Source organism: Halobacillus sp. GSS1 (assembly GCF_017307035.1).
GTDB classification, from domain to species: Bacteria; Bacillota; Bacilli; order Bacillales; family Halobacillaceae; genus Halobacillus; species Halobacillus litoralis.
On the sequence record NZ_JAFLHE010000001.1, the window covers coordinates 836,491 to 849,289 of the forward strand.

The window sequence follows — 12,799 nt, forward strand, 5'->3', positions numbered from 1 at the left end:
GTGAAAGATGACTGCAAAGAAAGTGTTGATTGTCACGGGAGATGCTGTAGAAGCGTTGGAAGTGTATTACCCTTATTTCCGCTGCCTGGAAGAAGGATTTGATGTCGATATCGCCGCACCTCATAAGAAGAAATTGAATACGGTCATCCACGATTTTGAAGACTGGGAAACATACACCGAGAAGAAAGGGTATATGATTGATTCGAACATGACTTTCGAACAAGTCGATCCGAACGATTATGATGCACTGATCATTCCAGGCGGCCGCGCCCCTGAACATATTCGTATGCACGAGGACCTGCCGGGAATCGTCAGCCATTTCTTCATCGCAGAAAAACCGATTGCCGTCATGTGCCATGGAAGCCTTGTGTTGACAACGATCGCTGACGTCATAGAAGGCCGGAAGATGACCGCCTACCATGCATGCCGACCTGAAGTAGAGAGTATCGGTGCCACATACATGGACGAAATGAATTATGTTGATGACAACCTCATTTCCGGTCACGCATGGCCGGACCTGCCTTCCATCATGAAAGAATTTGTGAAGCAGGTGAAAGGATCAACCGTCAACTCATAAAACAAAGACCGTGTCTTCTCCAAAGCAGGGAAGCCACGGTCTTATTTTTTCCATTGTTGGACAATGGACTTGATATTCGGTTCTTCGCGTTTATCGATGCGGTAAGCGGCGTAAAGAGCATTATTTACAGAGGTTTCAGGAAAAAGAATCTGTACTTTCCCTTCTTCTACAGCTTCTTCAATCAAATATAACGGCAGCACACTGATGCCCATACCTCTTATAATCGCCTTCAGAATTGACTGCAGGTTAGGAATGATGTGCTTCGCTTTCACATCCGGGCGTTTGTTGAAATGTTCCCGCCAATACCGGCGTATGATTGGAAGATCGAGGCCGTAACTCAGCCAGGCCTGCTCTTTGAGCCAGCCTTCGATATCCTCCACCTCTTCCTCCACCCTCATATTCACCGGGGCCACAACGACAAATGTCTCTACTTCCAAGTGGGTGTATTCAATCCCTGTGACCGTCTGTTTCTGCGGTGTCATGATCAGATCGACTTCTTCGTTGATCAGCTGGTTCAGAAGCGTAGGCGCCGTACCGAAATGGACAAGATAGCGGATATCCAGGGAACGGACCTTCTCAAGGACTCTCCCTGTAAAAAACTCGACCGGTGAACCCAGCTTGAGCAGCGGCATCTCTGAGGGATGGTTAGATGTCTGTTTGATTTCCTGTGTTGTGCTTTCCAGGTTTTCAATAAGAGGCACAAGCTTCGTGTACAATTCCTTCCCTTTATCCGTAGGAACCATTTTTCTTGGTGCCCGTGTAAACAGCGGTTCTCCGACTTCTGACTCCAATGCCGCCAAATGCTGACTCATCGCCGGCTGGGTCATGAAGCGTGCTTTGGCAGCCGCGGATACCGATCCATGCTTGTAGATACTGATGAAACTACGGTACCATTCAAAATCAATCATCGATTCATGTTCCCTTTATAATTTCTGCAGTTTATGAACCGTGCGCGATTCGGTGAGTTCGGCTGTCGCCTCACGATAAGCTTGATAATGCTCTGAATCAATATGAGCTTTCAACGCCGCTTCATTTTCCCATGTTTCATAAAAGACAAAGGTCCCGTCATCGTCTAACGAACGGTGGAGGGTATATTCGATACACCCTTCTTCTGATCGGGATGGTTCAACAGCTTTTTTCATTTCTGCAAGAAGTGCTTCTTCCTGTCCCTGTTTCGCTTTAATAATGGCATTAATTGTAATCATCACTTTTCTCCTTTAGCACGAAAGAACCTGCAAGTTAAACTCACAGGCCCCCGCATTCCTTTATTTTTCAAGCTTGTTTATAACTTCTTTGGCAACGCTGATGGTTGATTGAGGATTCTGGCCCGTAATTAAGTGACCGGAAACTTTCACGTGATCGGACCAATTGTCTGCACCTACGAAGTCTGCGCCAAGCTCACGCAAGCGTGTTTCCAATAGGAAAGGCATGTGTGCATCCAATGTCGTTGCACGCTCCTCTTCATCTGTGAACGCCGTAACCGTTTGTCCTTTCACGATTGGCGAACCATCGGAAAGTGTCACACCAACAAGACCTGCCGGACCATGACAAACCGCTGCCACCACTTTGTCCGCTTCATAAAGTTCACGGATGATTTCATGCAGTTTCTTGTTGTCCGGAAGATCGAACATTGTTCCATGACCACCCGGCAGGAAAATCGCATCAAACTTGGAAACATCGGTTACGTCATCGATTTTCACAGTGTTTTCCAAATGCTTGGCCGTATCAAGAATTTCCTGTGGCGTTTCGCCACCTTCCAGACTGCGGTCATCCACAGGCGCTTTTCCACCTTTCGGGCTTGCAATAGTCATATCATACCCTTTCTTTGCAAATTCTACATAAGCTTCCCCGAATTCAGAAAGCCAAAGACCTGTGTCCAACTCGTCATTCATCTTGTCTGCCGTCGTAACGACCATTAGTATATGTTTACTCATTTTTTCATTCCTCCTGAGGATTTGAATTGGTTTACGATTCTAATTGTAGAACGGAGGCATGTATAATACAAATTAGTAAATATAGATTGATGTATAAATATATTTATACATCACTTCAGTATCCTGCGCGACTCTCTTAACCATCTTCATTAAAAAAAGAAGGCTTAGCTTAAAAGCCAGCCTTCTCCATGTTTTATGCTAATTGACGCTCATAGACGACTTTCTCCGTATTCAAGTCAATCGCATCCACTTTCATATTCAATACTTCATCGGTTTCATTGTTCTTCGAACCAAAGAGGCGGATAAAGTTATGGGAGTTCGTATCCAGAAAATTGACCTGGACGGTTCTGACTTCCCCTTCTTCCACTTGCTGATCCTGAATCCAGCATTCTTTAAACTCCATGGTGGCTTGGCTTAGTATGTAGTCTTCCATCATTTTTTTGAGTTCCGGGAAAGCTAGTCCATCGTTTTCTACGCAGACGCGGTTGAAGTCGCTGGCGTCTGTGATATGGAAGGTTTGTTTGGTTTCGTTAGGCATGGTGATTCCTCCTGAGTAAGTTTTATAACAACCATTTTCCCTAATAAGAAAAGGCGGAAACCTACTCACCTCATACTGAGGACAGGTGATGACCTCAATCTCACTTAAATACTCAAGTCCCTCATCGTTGTATCTAAGTGGTCCATAGCATCCTTCACACCATGGGAATATTCCTCCCAGGATTCAGATGGAAACCCACTTTCAAAATTCGCCTCTAATACAGAAACCGCCACATAGATGTTCTCTAATTCCCTATGCAGCTCCAGGAGCTTTACAATCGTTTCCGGAAGAAGCTTACTTGAATCTATCTCTTCTAAAAAGTTAAGTTTTTCTGCTAACCTGTTTATTCTCCACTTGAACATTTCACGTTCCATAGGATTCCATTCGTTCCCCTGCTCCATCATATGGTGATTGTTTTCCAAGGAGTATCTGATATCCTTTAAATTTGATTTGATTAATAGAAACTTTGGATAGAGCATAAGCAGCGTTTTATGTTCATTTACTTCATCTTCCTGTAGTTTGTTCCTATTTTGGAAATTAAACGTCAGCAAAACACCTGCCAGAGTCATCAACCCTCCAATGATCCCGCCAAGGTAACTACCATAAAAAGCAATCCAAGTTTCCTCATCCCCGACAACATGGAACCAACGGAATGTCATCAGCTGGTTGGTTAGAATAGGAAGTACTAAAATAACAAGGGAACCAAGCGTTAAGAATAATCTTCTGTTCGATTTCCAGATGGTTTGTCACTTCCTTTTTTTTTAGTATCCTCTTGTTATCTTATGTGTATGAACTCCGCATACACCTCTTCACATCCAGCTGAAATTTTTTCAACTGATTAACATCCATCTTATGAGGTACGACAAGATTCAGGTTGTTATGTAGATAAAAAGCCGCTATTCTATTGATTTTCAAAGATAGAATAGCGGCTTGATTACATTTAAGATGTTTTCCGTTCTTTTTCTTCAACAGATGCAGGTCTATGACTCTCCGTAATCAGTCCTTGTTCCTCTGCCATCCGTTTTGCAACTTTCGGTGCCAGCCAGACAGGTGGCAGCAATAGCAAGGAAACCGGAACAGCGGTAACGACGATGAAGTTTTGGAGCGTTTGAATACTGCTTTCCCCAATACCGAGAAGGGTTGCAGCGATTCCCCCGAACAACAGCGCCCAAAACACACGAAGGACACGTGGCGGGTGAGTATCACCTGTAATCGTAACTGCGACGGAATAAGACATCGAATCGGCCGTTGTCGCGACGAAGATAATCGTCACGATTAAGAATCCAGCGGCCATGACCATGCCGAATGGTACTTGCTCCATAATCGCCATCACGGCGGCAGGCATGCCTGTTTCATTCAAAGCCGTTGAGACTGCCCCAGGTGATTCCAATTCGTAAAACAAACCAGATCCTCCGACAACGGCAAACCAGAAATTACTTACAATCGGAGCGATGATGGCTACAGCAAGAATCAGCTCACGGATGGTACGACCTCTGGAAATCCGGCTGATGAACATCGCCATCGCCGGTCCAAAACCGAGGAACCAGCCCCAGAAAAAGACGGTCCAATACCCAAGCCAGCCGCTGTCACCGCGATAAAGACTCATACGCAGGAAGTTCTGAATTTGAAAGGCTTCCGCTGCGATGAATGAATCGATGATGAACATGGTCGGTCCTAAGATGAGCATCCCGATCATTAGAACGACGGCAAAACCGACGTTCAGACGGCTCAGCAGTTGAATCCCTTTATCCACGCCGGAAGCAGCAGAAATCGCAGCGATTGTCACAAGGAAAATAATCACGAGTGACTGCGTGAACAGCGTATCAGGAATGTTGAATAAATAATTGAGCGCATAACCGACTTGCAACCCTAAGAAGCCGATCGGTCCAATTGTTCCAGCGGCTACGGCAATGACAGATACAATATCCGCGGCAGCGCCGATGACACTTTTTTTATTAAAGATCTTTTCTCCGACCATCGGATACAAAATCGCCCTTGGCTTCAATGGATACCCTTTATGATAGTGTGCATACATGAGGACAATCGTAGCTACAGTACCTAAACACGCCCATGCGGTAAAGCCCCAGTGGAAAAAGCTCTGGGCTAAACCAGGGACAACGGCCTCTGCACTTGTCACTCCCTCATCAGCGAATAGCGGTGGAGTCGTTAAGAAATGGTAGATCGGTTCTCCGGCTGCCCAGAAAACACCTCCACTCGCAAGCAATGTGCAAAGGATCATAGAGACCCAGCGGAACCAGCTATTCTCCGGCCGGTCCAATTTTCCTAACTTCACTTTTCCATATTTCGACAAGGCCAGCGAAACGCCAACTACGAATGTAGCCAATAGCAGCAGCTGCCAAAAGGCACCAAAGAATGTAACAGAAAAGTCGAACGAGCTTGAGATCCATTCTCCCATCAGGTCTTTATTCAAGAGCGACAAGAGTAAAAATAAGACGAGAAAGCCCCCACTGATGCTGAATGTGATCCAGTCAATTCTCGTTCTCCTATTCGTTTTTTCGTTCATTATTTTCCTCCTAGGTTTTTTAACCTGTGATAGTTAATGTATTTTTAAATCTATGACGAATTTACAATGGCTTTGTTCTTTAGACGTTCAGAAAACGAATACTCCTCTTGTTCTGAGACTTTTTTTAACACATAGGGATTAATTATAGAGATGTTCGTACAACTCGTCAAATAGAAGCGAAGCAAGGATTTATAGAATGTGAAAGCATTTGACAGCTGAGGCACCCTAATTACCTGTGAGCCATAAATCTATAATGTCATGGGGACTGGTCCCTGCATTTCATAGAAAAAAGCAGCTCATGGTGTGCATGAGCTGCTTTTTTTAGGTACAATCCTATTCAATCACATGAAATTTTGAACCTTACTCTGTATGGCATTCAAAGGAGTAGCTGATCGCCAAAAAACTACTTTCCACTTCTGGAGTCCCTCCGATGTCATAACATTGATTACTAGCGTTGTCGATTTCTTTGCTATTGAAGTAGGACTGCGTGCCTACTAAGAAAATACCCATAAGGATCGTTATTGTACATAGTGTGGATACTACCCATTTTGTCTTATTTTCCATGGTCATTGCCCCCTCTATCCCTAGCCCGGTACGATTGCTACATTTTTGTTGCTCTTTAACCAACTGTTTCCCTTTACCTTAACATCAACAGGAATATTTTGGGTAATACATTAAAAAGATGACCCTGAACAAATCGGGTCATCTTTTTACTCCGCTCATTTTACGAATTCATGGTTCAATTTCGTCTTCTTCACGCCTCTTTTGTATTTGATGAATCCATCTATGATGTTCCATACAGCAAAAATAACGAAGATCGCGGCTATTCTCCAAGTTAGCCCACTCTCGAATTGAGCTGAATTCCATTGGAAAAGATCCGAAATATAGTTGATGAATGACGAAGCGAACAGCTTTTCATCTGTAATGACCCAAACGAATATCCCTATGGATACGCCTTCCTGAATGGTATTGAACCACATGATGCCCTTGCTCCATTCTCTCTTCAATAACTTATAGTGAGCCAATGCAACTTCCAGCCCGATCACCAGGACGACTCCGGGCCAATAGCTGAGAAGGACATCCTGGTTCAGAGCAGGGGTAATGAATGTCAGTCCTTCTCCTTGGTTTTCATAGATTCCTAACAATTGATCAGCGTGGAAGTACACGGTACCCCAAATCGCTGTCCAAAGAAATGCTCCATAAACTTCCCACTGGGAAATCGAACGTCTCCTCGGAGCACGAGCGACTTTTTTCAAATCTGCGGGTGTCCATATTTTACGTGGAGACCTACGTTCTTCATCTTCTATGCCGATGTCCACTCGTTCGATCAGGGCGAAAATGATCGTGATCCAAAAAAACACTTGCATGCCGACGGAAATCACACGCCAGACGCCCTCACCGACAATGGCGAGGATCATCGTAATCACGTTGCCTTCCTCCACCGTCCCAAGAATATTCTCCGCGACGAGAGTGATTAATGAAATCGTAATCGCAATCGGCAGGATCATTTTTATAAGGGAGATATAGGTATCATAATAACGAGGACCGATCAGATGCATCGGCTTCTCACTGTACCCATGGGCAAGCTTTACAGGATCGCCCAACTCCTGAAGCACCCCTTTGACATCCTCCTCTGAAGGGTTCTCAGGAAGCATATCCTCGATCGTCGATCGGATCTCAAGTAGGATGTCTTCGCGGTTCTTCTCTGGCAGCCGGCGTTCAACTTCCTGTAAATAGACATCAATCCATTTCATTGCTCTCCTCCTCCAATAAGCGGAACAATTCATTCGTCGCTTTTTTCCATTCTTCCTTCAACGTTTGAAAAACATCTTCCCCATAATCACTCAATACATAATACTTCCGGGGGCGGGACTCTGAAGTGTCCCAGCTGCTCGTGACCAGGTCTTTTTTTTCCAACCGGCGAAGCAAAGGGTAAAGCGTACTTTGGTCAATGGTGATGCCTGAATCTTCTAATCGTTTTACGAGAGAGTACCCATATTGCGGCGTCCGCAGCTGACTTAGGACCGCCAACGTCAGATTCCCCCTCCGCTGTTCGGTCAGCAATGAGTTCAGTAGTTGACTCAAAATCTTCACTCCTCTATATACTGTACGACAAACACTATCTACACTTAGTATATGTCATACAGTATTGTATGTGCAACTGTATTTTCATAGATCTATAATGATTTTTCAAACAAAAAAAGCACCTCTTCGGAAAGAGGTGCTTTTGAACACTGAAAATTAATCGAACAGGACACTCACGGAATGCTCGTGCTGGACGCGCAGCAACGCATCTGCGAGCAGAGGCGCAACAGAAAGCACGGTCATTTTATCAATCTGTTTTTCTTCCGGCTGGAAGATGGAATTCGTGATGACCAATTCTTTGATTGGAGACTGCTCAATTTTAATGACGGCCGGATCGGATAATACCGCGTGCGTACCGCAGGCATAGATATCATGGACGCCATTTTCATGGAGAATATCGGCAGCTACAGTCACGGTGCCTGCTGTATCCATCATATCATCGACGATGAGGACATTTTTGCCTTCCACTTCTCCGACGACGTCACGGACTTCTGGTTCCCCGGGTTCTGCCTTTCGTTTATCGATGAACGCAAGAGGGGCATCAAGGATGTTCGCCATCTTTCTTACACGGTTTAAACCGCTTGTATTAGGAGCGACGACAACAAGGTCTTCGATGTCTTTCGTTTTGAAGTACTCTCCCAGGATCGGGATTCCCTGCAGCTGATCAACCGGAATGTTGAAGAAACCTTGGATCTGCGGGGCATGCAAGTCCAAAGAGATGACTCTGTCAGCTCCTGCCTTCTCCAGAAGGTTGGCAATCAATTTCGCTGTGATCGGTTCACGGGCACGGGCTTTGCGGTCCTGGCGAGCATACCCGTAATAAGGAATGACCACATTGATCGTTTTAGCGGAAGCGCGTTTCAAGGCGTCGACCATGATCAACGTTTCCATCACATGCTCATTGACCGGCTGGGAGGTGGACTGAATCAGGTAGATATCGTCACCGCGGACACTTTCTTCGATATTAATCTGCACTTCTCCATCACTGAAATGGACGACTTTACTCTTCCCTAAGGGAACTTCCAGGATCTCTGCAATTTCCTGAGCCAATGGTTCATTGGAGTTTAATGTAAAAAGCTTCATCTGAGATTGTGTATCCATATGTATCGCTCCTGTTTTGTAAAGGTTTTGTTAAGAAAAACTTATCACTACAGGGGCTTTGTTGCAAGTTCGGAATCTCGTTTGGTAAGAGTTACCCATTATCATAATTCGGATCCATTTGATCGGTAATTAACATATGACCCGGAGCATGGGTAATCATAATTGGTGGCTTCGCTTGAAGCGCCGCATTTTGTGGGGTCACCCCGCACGCCCAAAAAACAGGCGTCGCTTCTGCAGCGTCGAATTCGACGGCTTCTCCATAATCCGGATTCTCAAGATCCTTGATGCCGATTTCTTCCGGGTCCCCGATATGAACAGGACTGCCGTGTGATTGTTCAAATCGTTCGGATATGGCAAGGGCCTGATCGACTAAATCGTTCGGGATCGCCCGCATACTGACGACCATATTCCCTTTGAAAATTCCGGCAGGCTCGAGCGGTATGGTTGTGTCGAACATAGGAACGACTTTTTTCTGCTGCTGGTGGAACAAAGGGATTCCTCCATCAAGGAGCGCTTTTTCAAAAGTGAAACTACAGCCGATGAGAAACGTTACGAAATCATCCTGCCATACGTCGGAGATGTTCAGGACTTCTTCTGAAAACTTTCCATCACGGTAAATGCGGTAACGCGGCAGGTCGGTCCGGATATCCGCCTCCGCCACTTTCGGTTCGGTCTGCCCCGCTTCCATTACTTCGACCAAGGGGCAAGGCTTCGGATTCCTCATGCAGAACAACAAAAAATCGAAGGCATACGCTTTCGGGAGGGTCACCATATTGGTTTGAATATATCCTTCACATAAACCGGATGTTGTACCGGTGTTTTCTTCGTTTCGAATGGATGTTCTTTCTTTCAATGGTTTCATGTTGATTGTGTCTCCTTTCCTATTTAAAACTTCCTAGTCATTTAAGGCCCCCACTCTTGCAGGGAGCGAGTGTTCATTTACGCCATTTGAAGGTATCAACAACAAAATTCATAAGGGTGGAGAGGCGGGCATGCCCTGAACAGCCAGGCGGGTTCGTGGTCAGGATCCTGCCAGTGCCAGGCCGCAAGAGCAGCTGCACAAGCGTCGATGGTGTGAGATTCTTCAGCCATTCTTTCCGGTACACCCAGCATTTGTTGTGAATCGAACCATGTTCTTATTCTTTTACGAATCGAGTGGTCCTGCTTGTAGTAAAGCACATCATCGATATTTTCCATTCTTGCTCCCAGGGCGGCTCCAGGATGGACTTCCACGAGATGAATCTCATATGGCGTGGAAAGGCGTTCGATTTCTCTCGTGATCCGGATCCCTCTCAAGGATAAGTACACCATGCGCATCATCGTCGGCGGCATGATGGAGGCCCCTTTCATACCCAGCTCAGTTACAAAGCTTCTCAAGGCTCTGTCGCTTTCCCTGTCTCCTCCCCCGTCTTCATAGGATAATGGAGCGTCTATCCCTATCGTGACGGAATCTCTATTCGCTAAAGATTCTATGTATGTAAGTAAAACATGGTCATTCACAGGTGTTTCATGTTGTTCGTAATGAAGCTTATCTCCCTGCTTCTGAAAATGAACGAGTACGGTGCCTTTCGTGTTACTGGGTCCCGATAAGTCCAAGCCTATGTATTGCATCTAGCGGACCTCCTTCAAATGTCGCTGGTAATGAGAGGGTAATTAATGCAGGATGGATACATTTCTAATCTTTGCTGAAAGTTAGATTGATTATCGACCATCATATCATGATTCACAGGAGTAGATCAGTTTTTTCAGAAATCGGCCTGGATTTCCTTGAAGACTGCAGACGAAAAAAACAGGCATCTATATGAAAATAGATACCTGTTAACCCTCCCCCTGTGCAAGTGAATAGGTTAAATTATCATCCATGTGAGAGACCAGAAACCTTGTTGACCATGACAAAGCCCCCGCAGATAATGGAAATATCTGTATGACCTGGTGTGGTAAATTTAGTAAATCAAGAAACTACCGTTTAAGCATTGTTTTTGCTTTTGCGTACGCCGATCATTGCGGCGAATAGGACGGCTGCCATACTTGCGAAAGCGATCATCCAAGCGTTCAATCCCTCATCTGCCGTTCCACCAAGACCTGTGTCCGGCATTTCAGAAGGCATGTCTGAAGCGAACATGTCCGGGTTTTGCGCGACGATGGCACCAGATAGTCCCTCACCTACACCATACATGTGAGCATACGCTTCACGAAGCTGATCATAAGCCGCATCAAAGTCACCATCTACATAGCTGTCAAAAGATCCTGTCAATTGGTTTACGTGCATTTGAAGGCCTTCAGCAGTCGCTTCTGCTTCTAATCCACCTTCTGTCGCAGTATCAAGGAACTCGGAGAAATCTGCACGGTAACCATCCAGAGCCGTCAGTGCTTGTTCTTTGGCTTCTTCATCTCCGGCCCCTGTTGCTTCTACATAGTCAACAAAGTAACCAATATGCTCAGACCACATGTCTTCAAACTGTTGTCCGGCTTCATCGCCATAAACAGAAGTGATAGCCGCTGTCAGATCTTCGGTATTATTGCTGAGCGCAGCTGCGGCATTTTCAAAGTCTTCCGCACCATCTCCGCCTTTTTGCATCGCAAGAACGGCAAGGGCTGCGTGCTCAGATAGCAGATGGTTCAAGTCTGCACGAAGATCAGCCGCCGGAGTCGCTGGATTCGTGTTTTCAAATTTATCAGGGAATTGGTCCGTAATTGCTGTGGATAGACCTTTTCCTACTCCATACATATGGTCGATACTCGTACGTAGTTTTTGATAGGCTTCATCAAAGTCGCCTTCTTCATAGTTGTCAAAAGCACCGATCAGCTGATTGACGTGCATTTGCAGACCTTCAGCCAGAGAGGACGCTTCTAAGCGCTCACCAGTTGCTGTCTCCAGGAACATGGAGAAATCTTCACGATAGTCATCCAAGTTACTCAACGCTTCTTCACGTCCAGCTTCATCTTCTTCAGCTGTCGCTTTCACGTAGTCTACAAAATAGCCGATATGTTCAGACCACATCGATTCGAACTTCTGTCCTGCTTCGTCTCCATAAACGGAAGCAATCGCTGCGGTCAAATCCTGTGTATTTCCTTCAAGTGCTGCTGCCGCTGCATCAAAATCCTCAGCTCCCTCGATTCCTTTCTGCATCGTTACAACGGCAAGGTAGGCATGTTCGGAAAGGGATTGATCAAGTGTTGCACGTAAATCAGCAGCCGGCGTCGATACTGTTACATCTGACATTTTTTTGTGATCCCCGTGATCATCGGCGAATGTAACCGTGGCTGTCGGCAACATAAGTGCTGCAGACATCGGCAAAGCGATTAAAGACTTTTTCCAGTTGATTTGTTTTTTCATTTCCAACCACTCCTCTTAATTTTGATTTCACTAAGCTAACGAGAGGAGATGCATTTTGGATCACAAAAAAACAAAAAAAGTTTTAAAAAACCTCAAAACCCCCGACATATCAACGTATTTTTTCTAAAAAAAAGAAAACCACTCACGGAAAGTATACTCCCGTTCATTTCGACCGATGATTTTTCTACTACTAGGAGGTCATCTTCAGCAATACATTTAGAAAAGTTTCCAGGATTCAGCTAGGGAGTAGAACGAGGAGACTATGAATATTCAATATAGTAAAAAAGACACTAGTCCATACCAAAATGACCTTTTTAACATCTACTAATAAGAAGTATAAATAAGGAGGATGTTTATGAGTTGTTGTCCTGAACCTCAAGTTGTGACGGTTACTACGTGTAATACATTTAACACGACGGAAGATGCTGCAGGTACGCCTGTGCTTGTTTTTCAACAGACGACGGGAAGTCCATCAGGATATGTTACGTTAGTTAATTTTAATGCAAGTGGTGCTTCTGCTAACGTAAGTACGGACAGTGCCGGAGCTAATATTATCGCCACAGCAGATCCTGACAACAGTGTTACGGTTTATGTGGAAAGCCTTCAGGAACTTTATGTTTTCTCTTCTGTAGGCGATACGCAAGTTCTGGGGCAAGTCGTAGTAAACGCCATTCAAACAGCAAGACCATAAAAAAAGAGCCTT

The 12,799-nt window shown here is 45.2% G+C and carries 15 protein-coding genes; 2 read left to right on the forward strand and 13 right to left on the reverse strand.

Annotation, left to right across the window (positions count from 1 at the left end; translation table 11 throughout):
* The first annotated feature begins 7 nt into the window (after nucleotides 1-7).
* The gene (locus J0K78_RS04405) at nucleotides 8-577 is read left to right on the forward strand and encodes a DJ-1/PfpI family protein (protein WP_206945572.1); all 570 of its coding nucleotides are present in this window, start codon (nucleotides 8-10) and stop codon (nucleotides 575-577) included.
* Nucleotides 578-618: 41 nt separating this feature from the next.
* Here the strand turns inward: J0K78_RS04405 and J0K78_RS04410 are convergent, their stop codons facing one another.
* The 13 genes from J0K78_RS04410 to J0K78_RS04470 form a co-directional block, all read right to left on the reverse strand.
* A complete protein-coding gene (locus J0K78_RS04410; protein WP_206945573.1) occupies nucleotides 619-1,485 on the reverse strand; it encodes a LysR family transcriptional regulator in 867 nt (288 codons plus the stop codon).
* Nucleotides 1,486-1,500: 15 nt separating this feature from the next.
* Nucleotides 1,501-1,782, reverse strand: a complete 282-nt coding sequence (locus J0K78_RS04415) for a putative quinol monooxygenase (protein ID WP_206945574.1) — start codon at nucleotides 1,780-1,782, stop codon at nucleotides 1,501-1,503.
* A gap of 60 nt (nucleotides 1,783-1,842) precedes the next feature.
* Nucleotides 1,843-2,511 (reverse strand): type 1 glutamine amidotransferase domain-containing protein, encoded by a 669-nt coding sequence (locus J0K78_RS04420; protein ID WP_206945575.1) that lies wholly within the window; start codon nucleotides 2,509-2,511, stop codon nucleotides 1,843-1,845.
* A 193-nt stretch (nucleotides 2,512-2,704) separates the two neighbouring features.
* Entirely contained in the window at nucleotides 2,705-3,049 is a 345-nt protein-coding gene (locus tag J0K78_RS04425; RefSeq protein WP_206945576.1) for a hypothetical protein, read from the reverse strand.
* A 104-nt stretch (nucleotides 3,050-3,153) separates the two neighbouring features.
* Nucleotides 3,154-3,708, reverse strand: a complete 555-nt coding sequence (locus tag J0K78_RS04430) for a hypothetical protein (protein WP_206945577.1) — start codon at nucleotides 3,706-3,708, stop codon at nucleotides 3,154-3,156.
* 281 nt (nucleotides 3,709-3,989) lie between these two features.
* On the reverse strand, nucleotides 3,990-5,573 hold the full coding sequence (locus J0K78_RS04435; protein WP_206945578.1) for a BCCT family transporter: 1,584 nt from the start codon (nucleotides 5,571-5,573) through the stop codon (nucleotides 3,990-3,992).
* 360 nt (nucleotides 5,574-5,933) lie between these two features.
* Complete coding sequence (locus J0K78_RS04440; protein ID WP_206945579.1) at nucleotides 5,934-6,137, reverse strand: hypothetical protein; 204 nt, start codon at nucleotides 6,135-6,137, stop codon at nucleotides 5,934-5,936.
* 155 nt (nucleotides 6,138-6,292) lie between these two features.
* Nucleotides 6,293-7,327, reverse strand: a complete 1,035-nt coding sequence (locus J0K78_RS04445; RefSeq protein WP_206945580.1) for an HAAS signaling domain-containing protein — start codon at nucleotides 7,325-7,327, stop codon at nucleotides 6,293-6,295.
* Complete coding sequence (locus J0K78_RS04450) at nucleotides 7,314-7,658, reverse strand: PadR family transcriptional regulator (RefSeq protein WP_206945581.1); 345 nt, start codon at nucleotides 7,656-7,658, stop codon at nucleotides 7,314-7,316. The genes J0K78_RS04445 and J0K78_RS04450 overlap by 14 nt, the downstream gene beginning before the upstream one ends.
* A gap of 156 nt (nucleotides 7,659-7,814) precedes the next feature.
* Complete coding sequence (locus J0K78_RS04455) at nucleotides 7,815-8,759, reverse strand: ribose-phosphate diphosphokinase (RefSeq protein ID WP_206945582.1); 945 nt, start codon at nucleotides 8,757-8,759, stop codon at nucleotides 7,815-7,817.
* A 91-nt stretch (nucleotides 8,760-8,850) separates the two neighbouring features.
* Nucleotides 8,851-9,621: a putative hydro-lyase gene (locus J0K78_RS04460; RefSeq protein ID WP_206945583.1), complete on the reverse strand. Its 771-nt coding sequence runs from the start codon at nucleotides 9,619-9,621 to the stop codon at nucleotides 8,851-8,853.
* 95 nt (nucleotides 9,622-9,716) lie between these two features.
* Nucleotides 9,717-10,370 (reverse strand): DUF429 domain-containing protein, encoded by a 654-nt coding sequence (locus J0K78_RS04465; protein ID WP_206945584.1) that lies wholly within the window; start codon nucleotides 10,368-10,370, stop codon nucleotides 9,717-9,719.
* Nucleotides 10,371-10,725: 355 nt separating this feature from the next.
* Entirely contained in the window at nucleotides 10,726-12,096 is a 1,371-nt protein-coding gene (locus J0K78_RS04470; RefSeq protein ID WP_242517691.1) for a copper amine oxidase, read from the reverse strand.
* Nucleotides 12,097-12,451: 355 nt separating this feature from the next.
* On the opposite strand from J0K78_RS04470, the gene J0K78_RS04475 reads away from it, so the two are divergent.
* On the forward strand, nucleotides 12,452-12,787 hold the full coding sequence (locus J0K78_RS04475) for an S-Ena type endospore appendage (RefSeq protein ID WP_206945585.1): 336 nt from the start codon (nucleotides 12,452-12,454) through the stop codon (nucleotides 12,785-12,787).
* The last annotated feature ends 12 nt before the right edge of the window (nucleotides 12,788-12,799 follow it).

Excerpts from the sequence above, each read along its gene's own strand:
- J0K78_RS04405 (WP_206945572.1), top strand. The coding sequence starts at position 8 with ATGACTGCAAAGAAAGTGTTGATTGTCACGGGAGATGCTGTAGAAGCG.
- J0K78_RS04410 (WP_206945573.1), bottom strand. The coding sequence starts at position 1,485 with ATGATTGATTTTGAATGGTACCGTAGTTTCATCAGTATCTACAAGCAT.
- J0K78_RS04415 (WP_206945574.1), bottom strand. The coding sequence starts at position 1,782 with ATGATTACAATTAATGCCATTATTAAAGCGAAACAGGGACAGGAAGAA.
- J0K78_RS04420 (WP_206945575.1), bottom strand. The coding sequence starts at position 2,511 with ATGAGTAAACATATACTAATGGTCGTTACGACGGCAGACAAGATGAAT.
- J0K78_RS04425 (WP_206945576.1), bottom strand. The coding sequence starts at position 3,049 with ATGCCTAACGAAACCAAACAAACCTTCCATATCACAGACGCCAGCGAC.
- J0K78_RS04430 (WP_206945577.1), bottom strand. The coding sequence starts at position 3,708 with ATGACATTCCGTTGGTTCCATGTTGTCGGGGATGAGGAAACTTGGATT.
- J0K78_RS04435 (WP_206945578.1), bottom strand. The coding sequence starts at position 5,573 with ATGAACGAAAAAACGAATAGGAGAACGAGAATTGACTGGATCACATTC.
- J0K78_RS04440 (WP_206945579.1), bottom strand. The coding sequence starts at position 6,137 with ATGGAAAATAAGACAAAATGGGTAGTATCCACACTATGTACAATAACG.
- J0K78_RS04445 (WP_206945580.1), bottom strand. The coding sequence starts at position 7,327 with ATGAAATGGATTGATGTCTATTTACAGGAAGTTGAACGCCGGCTGCCA.
- J0K78_RS04455 (WP_206945582.1), bottom strand. The coding sequence starts at position 8,759 with ATGGATACACAATCTCAGATGAAGCTTTTTACATTAAACTCCAATGAA.
- J0K78_RS04460 (WP_206945583.1), bottom strand. The coding sequence starts at position 9,621 with ATGAAACCATTGAAAGAAAGAACATCCATTCGAAACGAAGAAAACACC.
- J0K78_RS04465 (WP_206945584.1), bottom strand. The coding sequence starts at position 10,370 with ATGCAATACATAGGCTTGGACTTATCGGGACCCAGTAACACGAAAGGC.
- J0K78_RS04470 (WP_242517691.1), bottom strand. The coding sequence starts at position 12,096 with ATGAAAAAACAAATCAACTGGAAAAAGTCTTTAATCGCTTTGCCGATG.
- J0K78_RS04475 (WP_206945585.1), top strand. The coding sequence starts at position 12,452 with ATGAGTTGTTGTCCTGAACCTCAAGTTGTGACGGTTACTACGTGTAAT.